The organism is Microbacterium sp. ZXX196 (assembly GCF_009709595.1).
Taxonomy (GTDB): domain Bacteria; phylum Actinomycetota; class Actinomycetes; order Actinomycetales; family Microbacteriaceae; genus Microbacterium; species Microbacterium excoecariae.
In genome coordinates, this window is record NZ_WMEE01000011.1 from 1 (window position 1) to 24,064 (window position 24,064).

Below are 24,064 nucleotides of genomic sequence, written 5' to 3' on the forward strand. Positions count from 1 at the left end.
TGCTCGGTGATGTCGGTCAGCCACACCCGGTTCGGCGCGTCAGCGCGGAACACGCGCTTCACGTGATCATCGAACACCGGCGGGCCAGCCTTCTTGCCCTTCCCTCGTCGGCGGCGCTGCGCAGACGAGAGAATCCCCGCCTGAGAACACAACTTCCATGCGGTCCGGCGGCTCATTCGCCAACCCGCACGGCGGGCCTCGTCGGCGAGGTATCGGTATCCGAACGGCGGATCGTCGTGGTGAGCGTCGTGCAGGGCGTTGATCCGGTGCGCGCGGAGCACGTCCGCGTCCCGGACAGGGTCGCCTCTCTACCGGTAGTAGGGCTGGCGGGCGAGCTTGAGGACCCGGCACGACACTGTGACGGGAATCCCCGCGTCGGCGAGCTCAGATACGAGCGGGTACGTCATTTTGGGGAGCCACCGAGTTTCAGATTCGCCTGCGACAGATACGCCGCAGCCCTCCGGAGCACCTCGTTCTCCTGCTCGAGTAGGCGAATCCGTTTCTTCAGCTCCCGCGCTTCCGCAGCATCCGCCGCAGTCTGACCAGGCCGATTGCCTTCCTCGACGTCGGCCTGGCGGAGCCAGTTCTGCAACGTCGCTTCGCTGATACCGAAGTCAGTAGCGATCTGTTTGATGGTGACGCCGCTCTCACGGCTGCGAGCGACCGCGACAACGTCCTCGCGGAACTCTCTGGGATAGGGACCGGGCATGATGACATCCTCCCCGCCAGCGCCTCCCCGCACTAACGATCAGTTGTCACCAATCCGTTCCTCACGCCCCCGTCGCTGGTCGCACACCGGGGGTCGATCACGAAGCGCACTATCGCCTGGGCTATCGGACAGCTACGAGGCGAGCACGCGACCATCGCTGGGCTCGCCCGTCAGCTCGGAACATCGTGGAAGACCGTGTGGCGCGCCGTCGAGCCCGAACTCGTGTGCCTCGCCGCGGACGAATCCCGGTTCGATGGCGTCACGACGCTCGGTGTCGACGAGCATGTCTGGCATCACGTCGATCCACGCAAGCGCGGTCCGAAGGAACTGACGGGGATGGTCGACCTCACCCGCGACGAGCACGGCCGGGTGCGTGCGCGGCTACTGGATCTCGTACCCGGCCGGTCCGGGAAGGCCTACGCGACTTGGCTCGGTGAGCGCGGCGACGCGTTCCGGAAAAACGTGGAGGTGGCGGCGTTGGATCCCTTCGCCGGATACAAGACCGCGATCAACGACAAGCTGGAAGACGCTGTCGCGGTGCTCGACGCGTTCCATGTCGTGAAACTCGGCACCGCCGCGGTCGACGAGGTCCGCCGCAGAGTGCAACACGACACGCTCGGCCACCGCGGACGCAAGGGAGAGCCGCTCTACGGGATCCAGACCATCCTGCGCGCCGGAGCGGAGAACCTCACCGACAAGCAGCGAGTCAGGCTGGCCGCGGCGATCGAGGCAGATCCTGCGCACGACGAGGTGTTCGTTGCGTGGCAGTGCGCGTAGCAACTGCGATCCGCCTACCACGCGAACGATCTCGCCGAGGGCCGCCGAATCGCGGAGCGAGTCGCCGAGACATTCCACACCTGCGCGATCCCGGAGATCGCCCGCCTCGGTCGCACCCTGCGCCGGTGGCGGTCAGCGTTCCTCGCGTATTTCGCGACCGGGCGCGCGAACAACGGCGGCACCGAGGCGATCAACGGAATCATCGAGCTGCACCGGCGCCTCGCCCGCGGCTATCGCAACCGGCACAACTACCGCCTCCGCATGCTCCTCGCCGCCGGCGGCCTCACCCCATGACCCCCACCGAACGTCCGAAGAGCCACTTTGCACCGGGCTGAGATGCAACTAGTATCTATCTTGTTCATCAGCACGGGGACGGGGTCATGGAGCATCAGGAGACGGAGGCATCCGCCGCGGATGCCGCGTACGCGAAGGTCAAGGAGCGGATCCTCGACGGCGATCTCGCCGGCGGGACGATGGTCAGCGAAGGAACGATCGCGGACGAACTCGGGATGAGCCGCACCCCCGTCCGCGAGGCGTTCCTGCGCTTGCAGGTCGAGGGGTGGATGCGGCTGTACCCCAAGCGCGGTGCGCTGATCCGCGATGTGACGCCGGGAGAGCTCGACGACGTCGTCGAGGCGCGCATCCTCATCGAGACCGATGCCGTGCGGCGGCTCGTCCGTGACTCCGAACGGGTGCAGGACGTCGTCGACGAGCTCTCCGACATTCTCGACGAGCAACGCCGCGCGTACGAGGCATCCGACCTCGCGCGGCTCGCCGAGGCAGACACGGCCTTCCACGCCCGGATCGTCGCGGCCGGCGGGAACGCCCTGCTCGCAGAGTTCTTCGCGACGCTGCGCGATCGGCAGAGGCGGATGCTCGCGTGGTCGCTCTGGCGACGCGGCGACCGAGCCGAGCAGGTGCTCGACGATCACGGATTGCTCGTCCGCCTCATCGGCGATGGCGAGACCGCGGCGTTCGAGGTGGAACTCGGCCGTCACATCAAGAAGACCCACCGGGAGCTGCTGTCATGAGTGAGATGTCCTCCGAGGGAGCCGCCGCCGGAGAGCGGATCGCGATCGTCCCCTGGATGCGCGTGAGCGCTGCCCTGTTCGCTGTCGCGTGGGGTGGAAACGAGTTCACACCGCTGCTCGTGATGTACCGCCAGATCGACCAGATGAGCGCCTTCAGCGTGAATGTACTGCTCGGGGCATATGTCCTGGGCATCGTGCCCGCGCTCCTTCTCGGCGGCCCGCTGTCCGACCGGTACGGCCGCCGACCGCTGTTCGTCCCCGCCCCGATCATCGCGATTGCGGGCAGCACGCTCCTCGCCGTCGGGGCTTCCTCGATGCCGCTCCTGTTCGCCGGGCGGGTGCTGTCGGGTATCGCGCTGGGGCTCGTGATGGCAGTCGGCACGAGCTGGGTGAAAGAGCTCTCCGAGCCTCCGTTCACGACCCGCGCCGTCGACGGCCGTGGCGCCTCACGCGCTGCACTCGCACTGACGTCCGGGTTCGCGCTGGGCGCCGGATTCGCTGCGGCGCTCGGGCAGTTCGGCCCGATCCCCACCGCGTCGCCCTACCTCCTGCACATCGCTCTCACCCTCGTCGCGCTCGTGCTGCTGTGGGCGGCGCCGGAGAGCCGGCCGCGCCGAGACACCTCTGGGCCGCTCCTCGCCGACCTGCGCATCCCCACCGCGATGCACCGCCGGTTCCTCCTCGTCGTCGTCCCGATGGCGCCGTGGGTCTTCGGCACCGCCGCAAGCGCGTACGCGATCCTGCCGGGCCTCATGATGTCGCAGGCGCCGGGACTGCAGATCGGTGTGTCGGGTCTGCTGTGCGTCGTCGCGCTCGGATGCGGTGTCGCGGTGCAGCGGTTCGCCGCGAAGGTCGACACCCCGCTGTCGGCCCGCGGCATCGGGATCGCGCTGACGGTCACCGTTCCCGCCATGATCCTGGCCGCCGTCGCGGTGAGCCTCAACTCGCTCGCTTGGGCGTTCGTGGCCGCCGCGGCACTCGGCGCGGCCTACGGCATGCTGCTCGTCGGGGGACTGCGCGAGATTCAGCGGATCGCCGGTCCGCGCGATCTTGCCGGACTCACCGCGGTGTACTACTCACTGACGTATCTCGGGTTCTTCATCCCGGCGATCCTCGCCGCGCTCGGCGCGTGGATCCCGTACACGACGATGTTCCTCGCCGGCGCGGTCCTGGCGGCGGTCAGCGTCGGGATCGTCGCGCTCAGCTGGCGCCGGCACCTGCCGGCGGCCTGATGAGGAACCGGCCGGGCGCGGCGTCCTCGCGAAGACTTCGCAAAAAAGGGGGCGCGGGAAGGACATGTCCTCCCCGCGCCCCCTTCGGATGCATCAGTTGTAGAGCATTCCGCCGTCCACGAGCAGCACCTGGCCGGTCACGTAGTCGGCCTTCTCGCTTGCGAGGAACGACACGACGTTCGCGACGTCTTCGGGCGTCTCGATGCGGCCGAGGGCGATGCTCTCGACGTTCTCCTTGAGGTTCTGGCCCCGCGGCTTGCCGTTGATCTCCGACAGCTTCTCGTCGATGAGGTCCCACATGCCCGTGCCGACGATGCCGGGAGCGTACGCGTTGACGGTGATGCCCTTCGGGGCGAGCTCCTGCGCCGCGACCTGCGTGAGGCCGCGCACGGCGAACTTCGACGCCGAGTACGCGCCGAGGATCGGGAAGCCCTTGATCGACGCGATCGACGCGGCGGAGATGATCTTGCCCTTCACACCGAGCTCGATGAACTTGTCGGCAGCGGCCTGGATGCCGAAGACCACGCTGTTCACGTTGATGGAGAAGATCTTGTCGAGCTCTTCCGCCGTCACGTCGAGGATCGGCTTGACCTGCGCGATGCCCGCGTTGTTCACGATGACGTCGAACCCGCCGAGCTGCGTGGCGGCTGCGTCCACAGCGGCGACGACGTCTTCCTTCTTCGACACGTCGGCAGCCACGAAGATCGCACGGCGGCCCAGCGCCTCGATCTCCGCGACGACGCCGCGCGCCTTCTCCTCCTGGAACGTGAGGTCTGCGACGGCGACGTCGAAGCCGTCCTTCGCGAGCTGGAGCGCGATTCCGCGACCGATTCCCTGACCTGCGCCCGAGACGAGAGCGACCTTGGCAGTGGACATTCCGACTACTCCTTCATGGTTCGATGAAGCGCTGTCGCGCTCCGAGAGAAGGTCGCCCGAAGGCACGTTGCTCGGCGCCGCACGACCCTCGACATCCTAGCAAAACTCATCGAGTCGGACGGAGATGGCAAGTATGCTCGCGAAGACCTCGTCCACGAGCTGCTTTTCCCCATGCGCAAGGACTCGAACGATGTGGGGGTCGATGCGTCGAACCTGTGGATTCTGGACGAGCGGCTCGTCTTCCACGACTACCTCGCGTCCGACAAGACTCTCAAGAGCATGCCCGTCACGGACGACGCCTCGACGAACCGACCGGACATACTGGCGACACGCGTGCTCGAGGCGGACTCGCCCGTGCTCGCGACCGCGGGGCAGAAGTTGCCGCTGCAGTCGATCGTCGTCGTCGAGCTAGCGGGGGCCGCCGCCCATGCCGCCCGCGAGGGCCTGGCCCGTCGCGGCAGATGCGACCTCGGTGCCGTCTACCGTCACGGAGTATGTCTCGCCCGCGACGACGTCGGCGCTGGAGAACACCAGGGCGCCGAAGGCCTTCGCCGCCTCCGCCTCGTACAGGACCGTCCCGTCGGCGGCGAGGATCTGGACCGTCGATCCGGCGGATCCCGACGCCGACGTCGCGACCCAGGCCTGCGCCGAATCCGTGGAGGGCGAGCCCGACATGCCCCCCGAGTCGAGCGCGAGGAGGGTCCCGCCCGAGATCGTCAGGGATCCGTTCGTGTCGAGCGCGCCGTTGCCGCCGTTCGTCGGCCCGAGGACGATCGTCGTGCCGCCCGTGATGTCGAGGGATCCGTTCGAGTCGAGCCCGTCGCCCTCGGCGTCGATCGTGATCTCCCCGCCCGCGATGAGCACGTACTCGCCCGTGTCGGTCATACCGCCGCCGCCCATGCCGCCCGCGAACTCGTCGTTCGTGGCCGTGTCGTCGGCGGTGCCGGCGGATCCGTTGATGCCGTCGTCCGTCGTGGTGATCGAGATCGTGCCCCCGCCGATCGCGACGGTGCCCGCCTCGATGCCCTCCTCGGAGGTGATTGTGACCTCGCCGCCCGTGACGATCGCGTCGGTGTAGCCGTCGATGCCGTCGGATCCGGCCTCGACGTCGAGCGTCCCGCCCTCGACGAGCACCCACCCCTGGGAGTCGTCGTCCTCCTGGTCGGACAGGAGACCGTCCCCGCCGGCGTCGATGACGATATCGCCGCCGCGCACCGTGAGCGAGTCCGTGCCGCGCAGGCCGTCGTCGGCGGCCGTGACCTCGAGAGAGCCGGAGAGGATGACGAGGTCGTCCTTGCTCGTGATGCCGTCGTTCGCGCCGGCCTCCACGGTGAGCGCGCCCGTGCCGCTGATCGTGAGGTCGGTGTCGGCCCAGATCGCGGCGTTCGCGTCCGCGCTGTCCGCGTAGGTGCCGGTCGACGTCACGGTGTTCTCGGATCCGTCGGCCAAGACGATCGCGACGTCGTCGGCGGAGACGACCCCGATCGCGGCCTGGTCGGTCGTCTCGATCGAGACGCCGTCGAGGATGAGCACGACCTGCGCGTCCTCCGGCGCGTCGATCGCGATGACGCCGTCGAAGTCGCCTGTGAGGCGGTAGACGCCCGCGGCGGTGATCGTGACGGATCCCTCCGCGGCGGCGACGTTCTCCGAGGAGGTGGTGGCGGTCGTCCCGTCGAGCGCGATGTCGACCGCGTCGGCCTCCGACCACTCGTCGTCGTTCACGACGGTCTGGTCGGAGTTCGCCTCGATGATCTCCGAGACGCCGGCGGGGGTCGACGCGTCGGACGACGACGTGGTCGAGTCGGACGATGACGACGCGTCGGATGCGGACGCGGAGGACGACGCGGGGGCTGCGGATCCGGTCTCGGCCTCCGCTGAGGCGAGGGCCGAGCAGCCGGTGAGCGCCGCGACGGCGAGCGCGAAGGTGAGGCCGACGCCGGAGGCGGCCCGGAGGCGGCGAGGGGGCGTGGGGCGAGTCATGATGGTGTCTCCTTGCGTCAGGCGGCGAGGGCGGCGCTCGCGCCGCGGGGGAAATGGGTGCGGATGATGCGGTTCCACTTGTGGGAGGGGAGGTCGGGCCGGAGCGCGGCGAGTCCCGTGGCGAACTTGCTGATGCGTGCCGGGCGGATCCGCGCGCGCCACAGCAGGCGGTCGAGCGAGGAGGCCTGCGCGGCCGACTTCGTCTCGACGATCACGAGGTCGTCCGGCTGCATGCGGTGGCCCCAGGCGTCGGCCCACGCCAGCTCCGTGTCGATCGTCGCCCGTGCGCCCTCGGGGAGGAGGAGCGTCGTGCGCCGATAGGCGGTGTGGAGAGTCGGGGCGAGCTCGTCGGCGACGTGTGCGCCGAGCCCGAGACCGGCGACCGCCTCCGCGGCGTACGCCCGGCCCTCCGGCGTCAGCGTGTCCACGGCGTCGGCGGGGTGGGGGATCCGCTCCTTCACCGTCGTGCCGCGCGCGCCGCGCGTCTTCATCTCGAGGAAGGCGGCGTCGGTGTCGACGTAGTGCCGCGAGCGCAGCTTGAACCGGCGCCGGCGGCCGTGCGCCGCGAGGTGATAGCTCAGGAGGTCGGGGGTGTCGAAGTACATGGTTCCGTAGGTGGACCCGCGCGCGCCGTCGATCTCCAGCACCCGCGTCGCGGGGTCCACGGCGGCGAGGACGCGATCCGTCTCGGCCCGCGTGAGGACGTACTTGCGGTCGACGCGCGTGAGCAGCTCGGCCTGGCCGACGAGCTCGTCGAGGCCGATCGCATCGAGGCGGCCGACGATGCCGGGGGCGCTCACGCGGCCACCGCCTGGCGGGCGGCCGCGCGGCGGCGGGCGGGGCCGGTGCGGCGATGGGCGCGGTAGCGGACGTCGACGAGGGTCGTGTCGTTGACGAAGTCGAGGTGCTGCACCGTGAGGCTGCGGACCTGCCCGCCGAGCCGGTCCTCGAGCGCGGCCCGCAGCGCGTCCTCGTCGCCCACGGCCTCGTCGAGCTGCACCGTGCGGTGGCGGTAGGACGCGAACAGGGCCGGGTGGTCGACGACGGCCAGGGCGCCCACGACGATCGCGACGAGCGCGGTCGCGGTCGCGCTGAACGACGTCGTCAGCCCCGTGATGAGACCGATCGCGAGGGCCGCGAAGTAGTACGCGACCTCGCGCTGGGAGATCTCGGTCGAGCGGAGCCGGATGATCGAGAGCACGCCGAACAGCCCGAGCCCGAGGCCGGCCGCGACGCCCGTCGTGCCGAGGACCCAGCTCACGGCGAAGACGCCGATGTTGACCCCGACGAACGCGACGACGAGGTCGCGGCGGCGGTGCCGGCGGAAGTAGATGGCGAGGGTCAGGACCGCGATTGCGGCGAGGTCGATGAGGAGCATCGAGACGTCGGACATGGCGTTCACCTTTCGTTCACCGTTAGGTAACGCCCGCTCCCTATGCGGTTCCTATGCCCGCTCGCGGTCGGAGTGATGAATCGCTCCCGGCCCCGGGCGCACGCAGAAGCGCCCGCCCGGCGGACCGGGCGGGCGCTTCTGCGTGCGGCGCGAGTTAGTCGCTGCCGCGCAGGATCGCGATCATGCGGAGGATCTCGATGTAGATGAACACGACGGTCGCGAGGATGCCGTAGGCGGCCTGCCACGCGAGCTTCGCGGGCGCGCCGTTGCGGACGCCGCGCTGGATCGCGTCGAAGTCGAGCACGAGCATGTAGGCGCCCATGAGGACGACGACGACGCCGAGGATCAGCCCGAGCGGGATGCCGAAGATCTCGGCCGAGCGCAGGCCGAACTCCATGCCCTCGGGGAAGACGCCGAACATCATCAGGACGACGTTGAGGAGCGAGAAGACCGCGTAGCCGATCATCGCGATGAGGACGATCTTCGTCATGCGGGCCGAGGCGCGGATCTTGCCGTTCGCGAACAGCGCGAGCGTCGTGGCGATCACGGCGACCGAGGCGAGCGCCGCCTGGATCACGATGCCCGGGTAGAGGAACTCGAAGAACGCCGAGATGCCGCCGACGAACAGGCCCTCGACGACCGCGTAGGCGATCACGAGCCCGACCGAGGCGGTCTTCTTGAACGCGATGACGAGGCTGATGACGAGCGTGCCGAGCGCGCCGACGACCATCGGGACCATGTTGAACGAGGTCGCCGTCGTCGCCGACAGCGAGCCGCCGAGGGTGATGATCCAGCTGACGGCCGCGACCGCGAGCATGACGACGAAGAGGATCGCCGTCTTGACGATCGTGTCCTCGTAGGTCATGCGGCCGGTCTGCGGGGTGCCCGCCGACGGCGCGGCGTACATGCCCTCGATGTGCGCCTGCTCGCCGGCGTGCGGGGCCTGCGCCGCCTGGCGCTGCTGTGCGGCCTGGTCGGGGGAGAGGGGCGTCGGGTACGCGCTGGGGGCGCGGTCCTGCGTGAAGTACGGGTTGTTGAATCCGGCGCTGGCCATAGCTGTGGTCACACTCCTGGTTTCTGGGTCGCGCGTGTGCGCGGTGGGTCCACGATATCGGCCGACGGCTATGCCCGCGCTGTGTTCATGCGGAATTTTCGGGGCAGCCCTACCCTCGGGGGATGGCAGCACCCGAGACCCTCATCATCGGCCACCGCGGCGCGCCCGGGTACCGGCCCGAGCACACCCGCGGATCCTATGAGCTCGCGATCGCGCTGGGGGCCGGCGCGATCGAGCCGGACGTCGTCGCCACGCGCGACGGGGTCGCGATCGTCCGCCACGAGAACGAGATCTCGAGCACCACGGACGTCGCGGACCGCCCCGAGTTCGCGGACCGCCGCACGCGGAAGGCGTTCGCGGGCGTGGAGATCGACGGCTGGTTCGCGGAGGACTTCACGTGGGACGAGCTGCGGGTCCTGAGGTGCCGCGAGCGGATCCCGGAGATCCGCCCGGGTAGCGCGGCGTACGACGGCCGCTGGCCGATCCTGTCGCTGCGGGAGGTGCTCGCCCTCGCGCGGGAGGCGGGGGTCGGCATCGTCGTCGAGCTGAAGCACGAGCCGTACTTCCGGTCGATCGGGATCGACCTGCCGGCGCTCGTGGCCGCCGACCTCGTCGCGGAGGGCTGGCAGGACGAGGCGCGGCTCCACGGCCTCGTCGTGGAGTCCTTCGAGCAGAGCGCGCTCGACCGCGTGCGGGAGGAGGGGATCCGCGCCGCGTTCGTCTATCTCGTCGAGCGCTCCGGCACGGCCGTCGACCTGCTCCTCGCGGGCGGGGAGGCGCCGTCGTATCGGGAGCAGCTGGCGCGCGTCGAGGGGATCGCCGGGCGTGCCGACGGCATCAGCGTGCACGCGTCGCTGATCGCGGGGCCGCGGCGGGCGGATCCGTTCCTCGAGCGCGCGCGCGACGCGGGACTGGCCGTCTACGCCTGGACGGCGAGGCCGGAGAACGCGTTCCTGCGCCGCCGGAACCGCAGCTCGGCGGATCCGGCGGCGCACGGCGACTGGCGGGCCGAGTGGGAGCCGCTTGTGGCCGCGGGCCTCGACGGGATCTTCGCCGACCACCCCGACCTCGCGCGCGCCGCCTTCAAGCCCCCTAAGTCCACATTTCTCCGGTAAGTCTCCGCGGAATCCGCGGAGACCTACCGGAGAAATGTGGACGTGGAGTCAGGGCTTCGACGGCGCTTCGGTGGCGCGCCAAGCCTCCCAGCCCGGGTCGCCAGCCATGAAGCGGGCGACCTCGGCCGGGGAAGCGACCAGGCGCGGGTCGTGACGGAGGTAGGCGCGGGTCTCGCGCGCGACGAGGCCCGAGAGGACGAGGAGCCCGATGAGGTTCGGTAGCGCCATGAGGCCGTTCATGACATCGGAGAACGCCCACACGACGCCGAGCTGCGTCGTGCAGCCGACGAACACGACGAGCGAGAACAGCACGCGGAACGGGAGGACGGCCCGGCGGCCGGCCAGCTTTTCGAGGCTGCGCTCGCCGTAGTACGCCCAGCCGAGGATCGTCGAGAACGCGAACATGACGAGGCCGAGCGTGACGACCCAGTGGCCCCACTCGCCGGGGAGCCCATGCGAGAACGCCTCGCCCGTCATGAGCGACGCGTCGATCTGGGCGCCCGAGTCGTCCGTGAACGTGTAGGCGCCGGTCGTGACGATCACGAGGCCGGTCATCGTCACGACGATGATCGTGTCGATGAAGGTCTGCGTCATCGACACGAGCCCCTGCCGCACGGGGTGGCTCGTCTGCGCCGCGGCCGCCGCGATCGCCGCCGAGCCCATGCCGGACTCGTTCGAGAAGATGCCCCGCGCGACGCCGAACTGGATCGCGGCGATGAGGACGGATCCCGCGAAGCCGCCCGCGGCCGCGCTGCCCGTGAACGCGTCCGCGAAGATCGTGCCGAGCGCGGCCGGGATGTCGGCGACGTTCGCGAGCAGGATGTACAGCGCCGCGATGACGTAGAAGACGATCATGACGGGGACGAACCCGGCGGTCACGCGGCCGATCGACTTGATCCCGCCGACGAGGACCGCGAGCGCGACGAGGGTCAGGACGACGCCGGTGACCCAGGTGGGGACGGCGAAGCTCGACTCGAGGTTCGCCGCGACCGAGTTGCCCTGCGTCATGTTCCCGATGCCGAAGCAGGCGAGGACGGCGAAGATCGCGAACGCGGTGGCGAGCACCTTGCCGAAGGGGCCGGGGATGCCGCGCTCGAGGTACTGCTGCGGTCCGCCGTTCTTCTCGCCGGCCGCGTCGGTCGTGCGAAAGCGCACGCCGAGGAAGGCCTCGGAGTACTTCGAGGCCATGCCCACGAGGCCCGTCACCCACATCCAGAACAGCGCGCCCGGCCCGCCGATGCCGATCGCGGTCGCGACGCCGACGATGTTCCCCGTGCCGACCGTGGCGGCGAGCGCCGTCGTGAGCGCCTGGAACTGCGAGATGTCGCCCTCCGCGCCCGTGTCGCGCCGCCGGAACAGCCCGAGCCGGAGCGCCGCGCCGAGGCGCACGAACTGGATCCCGCCGAGACGGATCGTGAGGTACAGCCCCGTCCCGAGGAGCAGGGGGATGAGGAGCCACGGGCCCCACACGATCCCGCTGACGGCGCTGAGGAAGGCTTCGATGTCGCCGGCCATGTGAGGGTGTCCCTTCGTCCGTGCACGAACGTCCGTGCACGAGAGCTCACGCTAGTCGGCGGTCGCCGCCTCCCCGAGGTGCGCCACGGCCTGGGCCGGACCCGGCTGTCCGGGTCCGAGGAGGAACACCTCGCGCATTTTCGCCTCGGCGGCCGCGGCGTCGCCGTCCTCGATGATCGCCGCCAGCTCGAGGAGCTCGGAACGCAGCTCGCCCGCGTCCTTCACGAGCGGGAAGGCCCCGCGCACGTTGCGCGTGAGCGTCACCCAGCTGTCGGCGAGGAGGTGCTCGGCGAGGGGGTTTCCGCTGTCGGTCGCGAGGTGTTCGCTGAACCGCCGCGCGGTGTCGTACGCGAGCGCCGGATCCGCCATCACCGCGTCGGCGAGCTCGCGCGCGTCGCGCGCGGCGCGGTCGCGCCCCGCCTCGTCCAGGCGCGGGATCGCGATGCGCAGGAGCACGCCGAACTGATACCCGAGGAACTCCATCGAGGCCGCGGGCATGTCGGGGGTGATCTCGGTCACGCGCGTGTAGCGGCTCGCGACCATCTCGACGAGGCCCTGGCGCTCGAGGCGCTGGAGCGCCTCGCGCACGGGCATGCGGGAGACGCCGAGCTGGTCGGCGAGCTCGCCGTCGCGGACGCGCTCGCCAGGGGCGAGGTCGCCGGAAATGATCGCCTCGGTCAGCCGCTCGTAAACGGCGTCGGCGAGGCGCATGGTGCGGGGGAGCGGAATGCTCTCGTCCATCGCGTGTCCTTCGGGGGGAGTGGGTTCCCTGGAACGATAACTGGTATAGACCATTATGCTGCTGGGAGGCGCAAAATATCGTGGCGGCCTACAGGCGCGGGCCGGCCGCGGGCGGGTGGCTTGTCGGACCCCTCTCGTAGACTCGGCAGGGACATGTCTGATGCACCCGACGCCCTGATCCCCTCCGACGCCGATCCGCTCCTCGACGGGCTCAACCCGCACCAGCGCGAGGCGGTCGAGTACCGCGGGCCCGCGCTGCTGATCGTGGCGGGCGCCGGCTCGGGGAAGACCCGCGTGCTCACGCATCGCATCGCGTCGTTGCTGCGCTCGCGCGAGGCGTGGCCCAGCCAGATCCTCGCGATCACGTTCACGAACAAGGCCGCGGGCGAGATGCGTGAGCGCGTGGGCCAGCTCGTCGGCGAGCAGGCGGCGGGCATGTGGATCTCGACGTTCCACTCCGCGTGCGTGCGGATCCTCCGGCGCGAGGCCGAGCAGTTCGGCTTCACGAAGTCGTTCACCATCTACGACTCGGGAGACGTGCGCGCGCTCATGAAGCGCCTCGTCAAGGAGCACGAGGCCGACGCGTACGGGCTCACGCCCGCGGGCGTACAGAGCCGGATCTCGAAGCTGAAGAACGAGCTGCACGACGCCGATTCCTACCGCCGCCAGGCCCAGATGGAGGATCCGGCGGAGCGCATCTTCGTCGAGATCTTCCAGGACTACACGCGCCAGCTGCGCCGCGCCAACGCGTTCGACTTCGACGACCTCCTCGCCCAGACGGTCTTCCTCTTCCGGGCCTTCCCGCACGTGGCCGACGTGTATCGCCGGCGGTTCCGCCACATCCTCGTGGACGAGTACCAGGACACGAACCACGCGCAGTACCAGCTCATCCGCGAGCTCACCCGCGCGCCCGAGGGGGAGTCCCTCGACGTGGGGCAGGGCATGCTCGCCCTCCTCCCCGAGAAGAAGGAGGAGCCGGCCTCGCTGACGGTCGTCGGCGACTCCGACCAGTCGATCTACGCATTCCGCGGCGCCGACATCCGCAACATCACCGAGTTCGAGCGCGACTTCCCGGGCGCGAAGGTCGTGATGCTCGAGCAGAACTATCGCTCGAGCCAGAACATCCTCGACGCCGCGAACGCCGTCATCCGCAACAACTTCGACCGCAAGGACAAGAAGCTCTGGACGGATCAGGGCGCCGGCGACGACGTGACGGGGTTCACCGGCTACTCGCAGCACGACGAGGCCCAGTTCGTCGCTGACGAGATCGAGAAGCTCCGCCGCGGCGGCACGAGCTACTCCGACATGGCCGTGTTCTATCGCACGAACTCGCAGTCGCGCGCGCTGGAGGAGATCTTTATCCGCTCCGCCGTGCCGTACAAGATCATGGGCGGCACGAAGTTCTACGACCGCGCCGAGATCAAGGACGCGCTCGCGTACCTCGTCTCGGTCGCCAACCCGGCCGACGACCTCGCGGTCCGGCGGATCCTCAACAAGCCCAAGCGCGGGATCGGCGCCGTCACCGAGACGCGGATCGCGCAGTTCGCCGCTGACAACGACCTGAGCTTCCGCGCCGCCCTCGGCTTCGCCAGCGATATGGGGCTCGGCGCGAAGCAGCAGAAGGTGCTGGCCGAGTTCGACGCCGTGCTCCGCGAGGCCACCGACATCCTCCTGCCCGACGGTCGCGCCCGGCCCACCTCGGTGACCGAGGGGCTGCAGAAGCTGTTGAACGGATCCGGGTACCTGGACGCGCTCCGCGCGAGCAGGGATCCGCAGGACGAGGCGCGCGTGGAGAACCTCGACGAGCTCGTCGCCGTGACCCGAGAGTTCGCGCGCAACAACCCCGAGGGCACGATCGTGGACTTCCTCACCGAGGTCGCGCTCGTCGCCGACAGCGACGACCTCGCCGACGATTCGGGCGTGGTCTCGCTCATGACGCTCCACACGGCGAAGGGCCTCGAGTTCGACACCGTGTTCCTGACGGGCGTCGAGGAAGACCTGATCCCGCACCGGATCGCGGCGGGCGAGCCGGGCGGCCCGCAGGAGGAGCGCCGGCTGTTCTACGTCGGCATCACCCGGGCCAGGCGGCGCCTGTTCCTGTCGCTCGCGATGACGCGCGCGCAGTTCGGGGAGGTCTCGGCCGCGATGCCGAGCCGCTTCCTGCAGGAGATCCCCGCCGACCTCATCGCCTGGCGGCAGTCGCCCGGCGACGTGAACTCGCGCGGCGGCACCTCCTCGCGAGCCCTGAACGCCATCCGGCCCCGCGAGAGTGGGCGGTTCGGCCAGGCCCCGCTCGAGCCGAAGAAGACGCGAAGCGCGTCGCTCGCGGAGTTCACGAATCGCGTGACGGGCAAGGTCCGCGATAACGGCGACCTCGAGCTCGCGCCCGGCGACCGGATCCGGCACGACGACTTCGGCGAGGGCACGGTCGACGCCGTGACGGGCGTCGGCGCGAAGCGCATCGCGCACGTCCGGTTCGAGGAGGTGGGGACGAAGAAGCTCCTCATCAAGGTCGCGCCGATCGTCCGGCTGACGGCCGACGAGGGCTGAACGCCCCCGTAGGCTGGGCGCATGGGTCTGTTCTCGCGAAAGAAGAAGTCCGACGACGGCGACGACGCGCGGCGCGACGAGTCGCCGGCCCCGGAGGCCACCGACGGCGACCACGCCGCCGAGGCCGCGGGCGAGCCGACCCCCGAGGTGAACATCTCCTTCTCGTCGTTCCGCGGCGTCGGGGCGGGCTCTGGCCCGGCGCGGGACGCGCCCGGCGCCGCGCCCGCGGACCCGGCTCCCGCGGATCCGCCCGCGGACCCGCCCGCGCGGCCGTCCCAGGGCACCCCCGCGCGCGAGCTCCCGCTCGCGCCCGCGGCGCCGCCCGCTCAGCTCGAGACCGTCAAGGGGCTGCGCGACAACACGCTCCTGCGCGACGCGCTCGCGGCGCTGCCCGAGAAGCCGACGCCCGCCCAGCTCCTCGGCGTCGCGCGCCAGCTGCTGCACGGCCACATCTTCCTCCGCGTCACGGGCGACGTACGCGAGCAGATCGAGGAGGGCGGCCGCGCGACGCTGTCCTTCGGCGTCGCGAAGAACGGCGACAAGAGCTACATGCTCGTGTTCAGCTCGGGCCGTGCGCTCTCCGACGCCGTGAAGGCCGACGGCAACCAGGCCACGTCGGCCGTGGCGCAGCCCGTCGGGATGATCCTGCGCCACATGATCGACAACGGCTTCGACGGCCTCATCGTCGACGGCGCCTCGGCCCCGCGGCGGATCGTGCTGCCGCGCGAGGTCCTCGAGCGCGCGCTCGGCCAGGCCGACCCCGAGCTGCGGGTGAAGGCGGCGCTCGCCCAGCCGCGCGACACGGACACCCCGAAAAAGGTCGCCGCGGTCCTCGCCGCGCGCCCGCCGCTGTGGGTCGCGGTCGGCCCGTCGCCCGACGACGAGTCGAAGATGGGCATCGCCGAGGCGCGCCTGGCCAACGGCACGCGCCTGCTCCAGGTGTACTCGCACCCGCTCGAGGTCGTCGCGCAGGGGCGGACCGAGCGCGCCATGCCCTTCGGCATCGAGAAGATCGCGCGCGTGCTCGTCGACCACCCGGAGCTCGGCGGGATCATCCTCGACCCCGCGGGCCCGCTCATGACGCTCACGCGCGAGGAACTGGATCCAGTTCTCGCCCTCGCCGCCGAGGCGGGGGAGGATCCGCTCGCCGCTAGCGACTGACTCCGGGACCCGCGGCGCATTGCGCCGTGTGTCGAGCGAATTCGCGCCCGGGGGAGCGGCGTGCCTACTCTCGAGGCCCGTCCACACAAGGAGCACCCCCATGTCACACCGTGCCCGTTCGCTCGCCGCGCTGTCCGTTGCCGGCGTCCTCGCCCTGTCCGGATGCGCCACCGGCGCCTCCGATGCCGAGCTCGGTTCCGAGGAGAACCCCGTCCAGATGGGCGTCGTGGGCGCCAGCGACCCGTACTGGGAGACGTATACCGAGGCGGCGGAGGACGAGGGCATCTTCGTCGAGCTCGTCGACTTCACGGAGTACACGCAGCCGAACCCCGCGCTGTCCGCCGGCGAGCTCGACATCAACCAGTTCCAGCACGTGATCTACCTCGCGGACTACAACGTCGCCGCGGGCGACGACCTGCAGCCGATCGGCGCGACCGTGACCTACCCGCTCGGCCTGTACTCGGCCGAGTACGACGACATCGCGGAGATCCCCGAGGGCGGCACCGTGCTCGTCCCGAACGACACGACCAACCAGGCTCGCGGCCTCCTCGTGCTGCAGTCGGCCGGCCTCCTCGAGCTCGAGGACGGCGGGAGCCCGTTCTCGACGCTCGACGACGTCATCGCCGAGTCGTCGCGCGTCGAGGTGAAGGCGCTCGACGCGGCGCTGCTCGCCCCGTCGCTGCCCGACGCCGACGCGGCCATCATTAACAACGACTTCCTCGAGGCAGCCGGGCTCACGAGCGACGACGCGATCTTCCAGGACGACCCGGCGGATCCGTCCGCCCAGCCGTACGTGAACATCTTCGCCACGCGTGCCGACGACGTCGACGACGAGGTGCTGAACCGCCTCGTGGAGATCTACCAGACCAACCAGGAGGTCCTCGACGGCGTCATCGAGACGTCCGGCGGCACCGCCGTGCCGGCCACGACGCCGAAGGACGAGCTGCAGGCCTCGCTCGCCGAGGTCGAGGACGCCGCCCGCGACGCGGGCTGATCCTCCCCAGCCGGGAGCAATACCCTGGTGCGCGGGCGGCCCGGCCGCCCGCGCACCGTTTCCGTGTGGCGAACCGAGGAGCCATGGCGCACATCACCCTTACCGACGTGACGAAGATCTACCCGCCGGCCCGTCGCGGGGCGACCCCCGTGGCCGCCGTCGAGGGCGTCTCCCTCGCCATCGAGCGGGGCGACGTCTTCGGCGTGATCGGGTACTCGGGGGCGGGCAAGTCCACCCTCGTGCGCCTCATCAACGGCCTCGAGCCCGTGACGAGCGGATCCATCGAGATCGACGGCGTCGAGATCACGGCCCTGCCCGAGCGCCGACTGCGCGCGATCCGCCAGGGCATCGGCATGATCTTCCAGCGGTTCAACCTGCTCTCCTCGCGCACCGTGCGCGGCAACGTCGCGTATCCGCTGGAAGTCGCGGGCTGGCCCCGGGATCGCCGCGACGCGCGCGTGCGGGAGCTGCTCCGGTTCGTCGGTCTTGCCGATCGCGAGGACGCCTATCCGGAGCAGCTCTCGGGCGGGCAGCAGCAGCGCGTCGGGATCGCCCGCGCGCTCGCGGCCGAGCCGACCATCCTCCTCGCCGACGAGGCGACCAGCGCGCTCGACCCCGAGACGACCGACGGCGTGCTCGACCTGCTCGCGCGCGTGAACCGCGAGCTCGGCATCACGATCGTCGTCATCACGCACGAGATGGACGTCATCGCGCGGCTCGCGAACCGCGTCGCGGTCATGGAGCGCGGCCGGGTCGTCGAGACGGGGGAGACCTACGACGTGTTCACGCGCCCGGCGACCGAGACGGCGCGGCGCTTCGTCGGCACCGTGGTCCGCGCGCTGCCCGAGGGGGACGCGCTCGCGGACCTCGCCGCGCGCACCGAGGGGCGCCTGTTCACGATCGCCTTCACCGACGCCGGCGCCTCCGAGGCGCGCGTCTTCCAGGCGCTCGCGCGCGAGGGCGTCGACTTTCATCTCGTCCACGGCGGCGTCGACGACATCCAGGGCCGGGTCTACGGGCTCCTCACGATCGCGGTGCGCGGCGACGAGCGGGCCGTCTCGCGCGCGCTCGGCGGCATTGGCCCGGGCGTCACGGTGACGGAGGTGGCGGCATGAACGACCTGTCCGAGCGCATCGCCGAGGTGCTGCCCGACATCCTCGAGCAGACCGCGATCACCCTCTGGCTCGTCGCGGCCTCGCTCGTCATCGGCGGCATCGTCGGCCTCGCGGTGGGCATCGCGCTGACCGTCACGCGGCGCGGCGCGATCCTCCAGCAGCCCGTCGTCTACGGCGTGCTCGGCGCGCTGGTCAACACCGTGCGGCCGATCCCGTTCATCATCCTGCTCGCCGTGCTCCAGCCGCTCGCGCGCCTCGTGCTCTCCAGCGGGATCGGCAACACGGCCGTGATCCTCGCGATCTCCGTGGCGGCGACCTTCGCGGTCGCGCGCATCGTCGAGCAGAACCTCGTCGGCGTCGACCCCGGCGTCATTGAGGCCGCCCGCGCCACGGGGGCGGGGCCCTGGCGGATCATCCTCACCGTGATCCTGCCGGAGGGGCTCGGATCCCTCATCCTCGGCTACACCTTCGTCACGATCGCCGTGATCGACATGTCGGCGGTCGCGGGCATGATCGGGGGCGGCGGCGTCGGCAACTACGCCATCGCCTACGGGCAGCGCCAGAACGACTGGGTCGTCATCATCGCGGCGCTCGTCGCCATCGTCATCGTTACGCAGATCGTGCAGGCCGTGGGCAACGCGATCGCGCGCCGCGTGCTGCGCCGGTAGCGCGCCTCAGACGAAGGCGCCGACGCCCGTGATGTCGCGGCCGATGAGGAGGGCCTGCACCGATTCGGTGCCCTCGTAGGTGTGGATCGCCTCGATGTCGGCGAGGTGCTGGATCACCCGGTTCTCCAGCAGGATCCCGTTGCCGCCGAGCAGGTCACGGGCCTCGCGGGCGATGTCGCGGGCGTGGCGCGTGTTCGTGTACTTCGCGAGCGAGGCCTGCGTCGGGCGGAGCGCGCCCTCGGCCTCGAGGTCGGCCAGGCGGCGGCAGAACAGCTGCATCGTCGTCAGCTGGGACAGCATGCGCGTGAGACGCTCCTGCACGAGCTGGAACCCCGCGAGCGGGCGCCCGAACTGGATCCGCTCGCGCGCGTACGACAGGGCCGCCTCGTAGCAGGCTGTCGCGTGTCCCAGGGCCGACCAGGCCACGCCGGAGCGCGTGGCGAAGAGCACGCGCGCGGTGTCCGCGAACGCGTGGGCGCCGGGGAGTCGGGCGGATCCGTCCAGCCGCACGTCCTCGAGCGCGATGTGGGCCTGGTGGATCGCGCGCAGCGCGACCTTCCCGGAGATGACCGTGCCGCGGTAGCCGGGCGTCTCCTGCGGCACGAGGAAGCAGCCCACCTTCTGGTCGTCAGGGTCGCCCGGCGACACGATCCGCGCCCAGACGAAGGTGATCCCGCCCGAGGCGCCGTTGCCGATCCACTTCTTCGCGCCGCGCAGCACCCAGCCGCCCGCCTCCGCCGTCGCCGTGGTCTCGAGTCCCGTCGAGTCGCTGCCGTGGTCGGGCTCGGTCAGCGCGAACGCGCCCGGGACCTCGCCGCGCGAGAGCGGGCCGAGGTAGCGCTCCTTCTGCGCGTCGGAGCCGTACAGCGCAAGGGTGCGCAGCGCGAGCCCGCCCTGCACGGCGAGGACCGTGCCGACGGATCCGTCGCCGCGCGAGAGCTCCATGTTCACGAGCCCCGCCGCGAGCGGCGACATCGGGGTGAGGCCCTCGTGCGCGATCCCGTCGCCGAGGAGGTCCGCGGACCCGAGGGCGGAGAGGATCCGCTCGTGCGGGTATGCGGCGGCGTCCCACGCCGCGAGCATCTCGGGCGCGAGGTCCGCGGAGACGCGGCGGGCCCGCGCCCAGGCGTCGCGGTCGGGGCCCGCGACGTCGGCGAAGACGTCGTAGTAGTCGGTGCCGAGCGGGTCGGTGACGGCGTACGCGCTGCGGCGCTCGCCGGGGAGGTGCTCCGTTGCCATGGGGGAAGGCTAGGGGCGCGCCCCCGCCCGGCGCGATGTCTTTGTCGACCGGCGACAGCCGGTAAGCTGGGGAGCAGACTTTCCCGGAGGGCTGACCCACATGATGTTCATTCTGTCGCTGATCCTGTTCGTCGGCGGGCTCGCGCTGTTCGCCGTCGCCTTCATGGCGACCTCGTTCCAGGCCGTTATCTTCACGGCGGGGATCCTCGCGGTGTGCCTCGCGATGGCGCTGCCGATGATGAAGAGCGCCAAGTAGCCCTCGCGCCTCACGAGCGCCCCGCGGACCGATCGGTCCGCGGGGCGCTCGTCGTCGTGCACGGCGACGGTTTTTCGCGGTAGTAGGCTGGGGGACTGGTCGAGGTCTCTCGACATCGAGACAGTCCAACCCACGAGCGCGGCTGCCTCTTTCCCCGTGCCCCACCGAAGGAATGCAACGTGGATCTCTACGAGTACCAGGCTCGAGACCTTTTCGAGAAGTACGAGGTGCCGGTGCTCGCCGGCATCGTCGCCGACACCCCCGAGGAGGTGAAGGCAGCGGCAGAGAAGATCGGCGGCGTCGTCGTCGTCAAGGCGCAGGTCAAGACCGGCGGCCGCGGCAAGGCGGGCGGCGTCAAGGTCGCGAAGACCCCCGACGAGGCGTACGAGGCCGCGAAGGCGATCCTCGGCCTCAACATCAAGGGCCACGTCGTCCAGCGCGTCATGGTCGCGGCCGGAGCCGACATCGCCGAGGAGTTCTACTTCTCGGTGCTGCTCGACCGCGCGAACCGCAGCTACCTGTCGCTGTGCAGCGTCGAGGGCGGCATGGAGATCGAGCAGCTCGCCGTCGAGAAGCCCGAGGCCCTGGCGCGCGTCGAGGTTGACCCGCTGACGGGCATCGACGAGGCGAAGGCGATCGAGATCGCCCGTGCCGCGAACTTCCCCGCCGAGCTCGTGGAGAAGGTCGCCGCCGTCTTCGTGAAGCTGTTCGACGTGTACAAGGGCGAGGACGCCACGCTCGTCGAGGTGAACCCGCTCGTGCTTACCGGCGAGGGCGACATCGTCGCGCTCGACGGCAAGGTGTCGCTCGACGACAACGGATCCGAGGTCCGCCATCCTGAGCACGAGGAGCTCGAGGACAAGGGCGCGGCCGACCCGCTCGAGGCGAAGGCCAAGCAGGCGGGCCTGAACTACGTCAAGCTCGACGGCCAGGTCGGCATCATCGGCAACGGCGCGGGCCTCGTCATGTCGACGCTCGACGTCACCGCCTACGCGGGCGAGAACCACGGCGGCGTCAAGCCCGCCAACTTCCTCGACATCGGCGGCGGCGCGAACGCGCAGGTCATGGCGTCCGGTCTCGACGTCATCCTCGGCGACCCCCAGGTCAAGAGCGTCTTCGTCAACGTCTTCGGCGGCATCACGAGCTGCGTCGCGGTCGCGGAGGGCATCGTGAAGGCGCTCGAGATCCTCGGCGACGCGGCGACCAAGCCGCTCGTCGTGCGCCTCGACGGCAACCAGGTCGAGGAGGGGCGCGCGATCCTCGCCGCCGCCGACCACCCGCTCGTCACGCTCGCCGCGGGCATGGACGAGGGCGCCGACAAGGCCGCCGAGCTGGCCAACGCCTGAGACGATACGAAGGACTACGAAATGTCGATCTACCTGAACAAGGATTCGAAGGTCATCGTCCAGGGCATCACGGGCGGTGAGGGCACCAAGCACACGGCCCTCATGCTCAAGGCCGGGACGAACATCGTCGGCGGCGTCAACGCCCGCAAGGCCGGCACGACGGTCTCGCACGTCGACCAGAACGGCGAGAACGTGGAGTTGCCCGTGTTCGCGTCCGTCGCCGAGGCGATGGCCGCGACGGGCGCCAACGCCTCCGTGGCGTTCGTGCCGCCGAAGTTCACGAAGGACGCGATGATCGAGGCGATCGACGCCGAGATCCCGCTCCTCGTCGTCATCACGGAGGGCGTGCCGGTCGGCGACAGCGCCGAGGCCTGGGCCTACGCGCAGTCGAAGGGCAATGCGACCCGGATCATCGGCCCGAACTGCCCCGGCATCATCACGCCGGGCGAGGCGCTCGCGGGCATCACGCCCGCGAACATCACGGGCAAGGGCCCGATCGGCCTCGTCTCGAAGTCGGGCACGCTGACCTACCAGATGATGTTCGAGCTGAAGGACTTCGGCTTCTCGACCGCCATCGGCATCGGCGGCGACCCCGTCATCGGCACGACGCACATCGACGCGCTGCAGGCGTTCGAGGACGACCCCGAGACGAAGGCGATCGTCATGATCGGCGAGATCGGCGGCGACGCCGAGGAGCGCGCGGCCGACTACATCAAGGCGCACGTCACGAAGCCGGTCGTCGGGTACGTCGCGGGCTTCACCGCCCCCGAGGGCAAGACGATGGGCCACGCGGGCGCGATCGTCTCGGGATCCGCCGGCACGGCCGCCGCGAAGAAGGAGGCCCTCGAGGCCGCGGGCGTGAAGGTGGGCAAGACGCCCAGCGAGACCGCCCAGCTCATGCGGGAGATCATGCAGTCGCTCTGATCCCCTCCCGCAGCACCCGCGAGGCCCCGCCGACGGCGGGGCCTCGCGGCGTTCTCGCGGGGCGCCTGCGCGGCATCGGTCGCCCGCGCGGGTAGCCTCGAACGGCCATGCACCGCCTCACCATCGCCCTGCTCGCCGTCGTTGACGCGTTGGTCTGCGCGGCCGCCGCGCTCGGGGCGATCCTCGCCCCCCTCGTCCTCGTCTGGCTCGCCGTGTTCGGCGGGGAGGGCGCGTGGTCGGCGCTGTGGCCGACGACCGCGCGCGTGTGGCAACTGGGTCACCTCGTGCCCGTGTCGATCGCGCTCGACGACGCCGGGGCCGCGGCCGTCGGCATCGACGCGGACGGGGCCGCCTTCTGGGTGAGCGTCGCGCCGCTCGCCTTCGCGTTGTTCTCGCTCCTGTTCGCCGCGCGGTCGGGGCGCCGCGCCGTCGACGCGGGCGCGCCCTGGAGCGGCTTCGCGGCGGGAACCGCCGCGTTCGCGGTCGCCGCGGTGGTCGCGTGGGCCTCCGGCACCGCGCCCGTCGCGGCCGTCACGCCGTGGCAGGCGATCGTCCTGCCCGCGGCCGTGTACGCGGCCGGCTTCCTCCTCGGCGCCGTCCCGCGCGCGTGGGACGCGGGCGACGGCGGCCCGCTCGACCGCCTGCACGACGCGCTCGACGCGTCGGGCCCGGCCTGGCGCGAGGTGCCCGCGCTCGTGCTCCGCGGGGCCGGGATCGTGGCCATGGGCCTCGTCGCCATCGCGGGCGTCGTGCTCGCCGCGCTGTTCGCGGTCCGCGGCGGCGAGGTGATCGCGCTGTTCGAGCGCGCGCGGGTCGACGCGGTCGGCGCCGGCGCGCTCACGCTCGTGCACCTCGCGTACCTGCCGACGGCGATGGTTTGGGTCGTGGCCTATCTCGCGGGGCCCGGGTTCGCGGTCGGCACCGCGACGGCCGTCTCGCCCGCGGGGGTGTCCCTCGGCGTCGTCCCGGGGATCCCCATCCTGGGCCTCCTGCCGGAGGGCGGATCCGCCTGGCAGCTCATCGCGGTCGCGATCCCCGTCGGCCTCGCCGCGGCCGCGGGCGGGGTCTGCCGCCGTGCCTTCGCCCGGGAATGGGCGTTCGACGGCGCCGGTGCGGAGCCGGTCCTGCCGCGCCTCGCGATCGCGGGCGGCATCGCGGCGGTCGTCGGGGCGCTGGGCGCGCTCGCCGCGGCGTGCGCGAGCGGCGCGTTCGGCCCGGGGCGGATGGCGGAGGTGGGGCCGGATCCGGGCCCTGTCGCCCTCGCGCTGGGGCTCGAGGCGCTCGTCGGCGCGAGCATCCTGCTCCTCGCGCCCGCCGGCCGGCTGACGGCCGGGCGCGCGGCGCCCGCCGACGCCGACGGGGTCGACACCGAGCCCGATCCCGCCTGA

22 protein-coding genes and 1 pseudogene are annotated in these 24,064 nt (G+C 70.9%); 13 read left to right on the top strand and 10 right to left on the bottom strand.

Translation table 11 applies throughout. The features are described from left to right. Together GJQ66_RS09740 and GJQ66_RS14720 are read right to left on the bottom strand one after the other, a co-directional pair. Window positions 1-281: IS3 family transposase (locus GJQ66_RS09740; RefSeq protein WP_368732858.1), on the bottom strand; the 281-nt coding region annotated here is incomplete at its 3' end. A gap of 122 nt (window positions 282-403) precedes the next feature. Next, entirely contained in the window at window positions 404-709 is a 306-nt protein-coding gene (locus GJQ66_RS14720) for a transposase (RefSeq protein ID WP_230379516.1), read from the bottom strand. A gap of 69 nt (window positions 710-778) precedes the next feature. On the opposite strand from GJQ66_RS14720, the pseudogene GJQ66_RS09750 reads away from it, so the two are divergent. The 3 genes and pseudogenes from GJQ66_RS09750 to GJQ66_RS09760 form a co-directional block, all read left to right on the top strand. Next, window positions 779-1,780 (top strand): annotated as a pseudogene (locus GJQ66_RS09750) (ISL3 family transposase); the annotation flags it as partial. A gap of 86 nt (window positions 1,781-1,866) precedes the next feature. Further along, window positions 1,867-2,517, top strand: coding sequence for a GntR family transcriptional regulator (locus tag GJQ66_RS09755; protein WP_155049182.1), 651 nt, complete (start codon window positions 1,867-1,869; stop codon window positions 2,515-2,517). Continuing rightward, window positions 2,514-3,749, top strand: a complete 1,236-nt coding sequence (locus GJQ66_RS09760) for an MFS transporter (protein WP_051216769.1) — start codon at window positions 2,514-2,516, stop codon at window positions 3,747-3,749. The genes GJQ66_RS09755 and GJQ66_RS09760 overlap by 4 nt, the downstream gene beginning before the upstream one ends. Before the next feature lie 93 nt (window positions 3,750-3,842). Here GJQ66_RS09760 and GJQ66_RS09765 read toward each other — a convergent pair whose 3' ends face one another. The 5 genes from GJQ66_RS09765 to GJQ66_RS09785 all read right to left on the bottom strand — a co-directional run bounded on the left by GJQ66_RS09765 (window position 3,843) and on the right by GJQ66_RS09785 (window position 9,052). Then, entirely contained in the window at window positions 3,843-4,625 is a 783-nt protein-coding gene (locus GJQ66_RS09765; protein WP_155049184.1) for an acetoin reductase, read from the bottom strand. 408 nt (window positions 4,626-5,033) lie between these two features. Then, complete coding sequence (locus GJQ66_RS09770; protein ID WP_155049185.1) at window positions 5,034-6,605, bottom strand: carbohydrate-binding domain-containing protein; 1,572 nt, start codon at window positions 6,603-6,605, stop codon at window positions 5,034-5,036. A gap of 17 nt (window positions 6,606-6,622) precedes the next feature. Then, window positions 6,623-7,405, bottom strand: coding sequence for a polyphosphate polymerase domain-containing protein (locus GJQ66_RS09775; protein ID WP_368732859.1), 783 nt, complete (start codon window positions 7,403-7,405; stop codon window positions 6,623-6,625). Continuing rightward, the gene (locus GJQ66_RS09780) at window positions 7,402-7,998 is read right to left on the bottom strand and encodes a DUF4956 domain-containing protein (protein WP_155049186.1); all 597 of its coding nucleotides are present in this window, start codon (window positions 7,996-7,998) and stop codon (window positions 7,402-7,404) included. Before GJQ66_RS09780 ends, GJQ66_RS09775 begins: the two co-directional genes overlap by 4 nt. A 154-nt stretch (window positions 7,999-8,152) precedes the next feature. Next, a complete protein-coding gene (locus tag GJQ66_RS09785) occupies window positions 8,153-9,052 on the bottom strand; it encodes a Bax inhibitor-1/YccA family protein (protein ID WP_155049187.1) in 900 nt (299 codons plus the stop codon). 122 nt (window positions 9,053-9,174) lie between these two features. On the opposite strand from GJQ66_RS09785, the gene GJQ66_RS09790 reads away from it, so the two are divergent. After that, window positions 9,175-10,167, top strand: a complete 993-nt coding sequence (locus GJQ66_RS09790) for a glycerophosphodiester phosphodiesterase family protein (protein ID WP_155049188.1) — start codon at window positions 9,175-9,177, stop codon at window positions 10,165-10,167. 48 nt (window positions 10,168-10,215) lie between these two features. On the opposite strand, the gene GJQ66_RS09795 is transcribed toward GJQ66_RS09790, so the two are convergent. Further along, window positions 10,216-11,682: a sodium:alanine symporter family protein gene (locus GJQ66_RS09795; RefSeq protein WP_155049189.1), complete on the bottom strand. Its 1,467-nt coding sequence runs from the start codon at window positions 11,680-11,682 to the stop codon at window positions 10,216-10,218. 51 nt (window positions 11,683-11,733) lie between these two features. Continuing rightward, complete coding sequence (locus GJQ66_RS09800) at window positions 11,734-12,423, bottom strand: GntR family transcriptional regulator (protein WP_155049190.1); 690 nt, start codon at window positions 12,421-12,423, stop codon at window positions 11,734-11,736. 153 nt (window positions 12,424-12,576) lie between these two features. Between GJQ66_RS09800 and GJQ66_RS09805 the strand changes: the two genes are divergently transcribed. The 5 genes from GJQ66_RS09805 to GJQ66_RS09825 all read left to right on the top strand — a co-directional run bounded on the left by GJQ66_RS09805 (window position 12,577) and on the right by GJQ66_RS09825 (window position 18,911). Continuing rightward, window positions 12,577-14,973 carry an ATP-dependent helicase gene (locus GJQ66_RS09805; RefSeq protein ID WP_155049191.1) on the top strand — a complete coding sequence of 799 codons (2,397 nt, stop codon included), beginning with the start codon at window positions 12,577-12,579 and terminating at the stop codon, window positions 14,971-14,973. A gap of 21 nt (window positions 14,974-14,994) precedes the next feature. Then, entirely contained in the window at window positions 14,995-16,134 is a 1,140-nt protein-coding gene (locus GJQ66_RS09810) for an SseB family protein (protein ID WP_155049192.1), read from the top strand. A 100-nt stretch (window positions 16,135-16,234) separates the two neighbouring features. Beyond that, the gene (locus GJQ66_RS09815; protein ID WP_155049193.1) at window positions 16,235-17,128 is read left to right on the top strand and encodes a MetQ/NlpA family ABC transporter substrate-binding protein; all 894 of its coding nucleotides are present in this window, start codon (window positions 16,235-16,237) and stop codon (window positions 17,126-17,128) included. Between the two features lie 83 nt (window positions 17,129-17,211). After that, complete coding sequence (locus tag GJQ66_RS09820) at window positions 17,212-18,243, top strand: methionine ABC transporter ATP-binding protein (protein WP_155049194.1); 1,032 nt, start codon at window positions 17,212-17,214, stop codon at window positions 18,241-18,243. Further along, window positions 18,240-18,911, top strand: a complete 672-nt coding sequence (locus GJQ66_RS09825) for a methionine ABC transporter permease (protein ID WP_155049195.1) — start codon at window positions 18,240-18,242, stop codon at window positions 18,909-18,911. Before GJQ66_RS09820 ends, GJQ66_RS09825 begins: the two co-directional genes overlap by 4 nt. 6 nt (window positions 18,912-18,917) lie before the next feature. On the opposite strand, the gene GJQ66_RS09830 is transcribed toward GJQ66_RS09825, so the two are convergent. After that, on the bottom strand, window positions 18,918-20,150 hold the full coding sequence (locus GJQ66_RS09830; RefSeq protein WP_155049196.1) for an acyl-CoA dehydrogenase family protein: 1,233 nt from the start codon (window positions 20,148-20,150) through the stop codon (window positions 18,918-18,920). A 100-nt stretch (window positions 20,151-20,250) separates the two neighbouring features. Between GJQ66_RS09830 and GJQ66_RS09835 the strand changes: the two genes are divergently transcribed. The 4 genes from GJQ66_RS09835 to GJQ66_RS14725 all read left to right on the top strand — a co-directional run bounded on the left by GJQ66_RS09835 (window position 20,251) and on the right by GJQ66_RS14725 (window position 24,064). After that, entirely contained in the window at window positions 20,251-20,406 is a 156-nt protein-coding gene (locus GJQ66_RS09835; RefSeq protein WP_155049197.1) for a hypothetical protein, read from the top strand. A 179-nt stretch (window positions 20,407-20,585) separates the two neighbouring features. Next, complete coding sequence (gene sucC, locus GJQ66_RS09840) at window positions 20,586-21,752, top strand: ADP-forming succinate--CoA ligase subunit beta (RefSeq protein WP_368732860.1); 1,167 nt, start codon at window positions 20,586-20,588, stop codon at window positions 21,750-21,752. A 21-nt stretch (window positions 21,753-21,773) separates the two neighbouring features. Further along, complete coding sequence (sucD, locus tag GJQ66_RS09845; protein WP_155049200.1) at window positions 21,774-22,676, top strand: succinate--CoA ligase subunit alpha; 903 nt, start codon at window positions 21,774-21,776, stop codon at window positions 22,674-22,676. Window positions 22,677-22,783: 107 nt separating this feature from the next. After that, complete coding sequence (locus GJQ66_RS14725; RefSeq protein ID WP_155049202.1) at window positions 22,784-24,064, top strand: DUF6350 family protein; 1,281 nt, start codon at window positions 22,784-22,786, stop codon at window positions 24,062-24,064.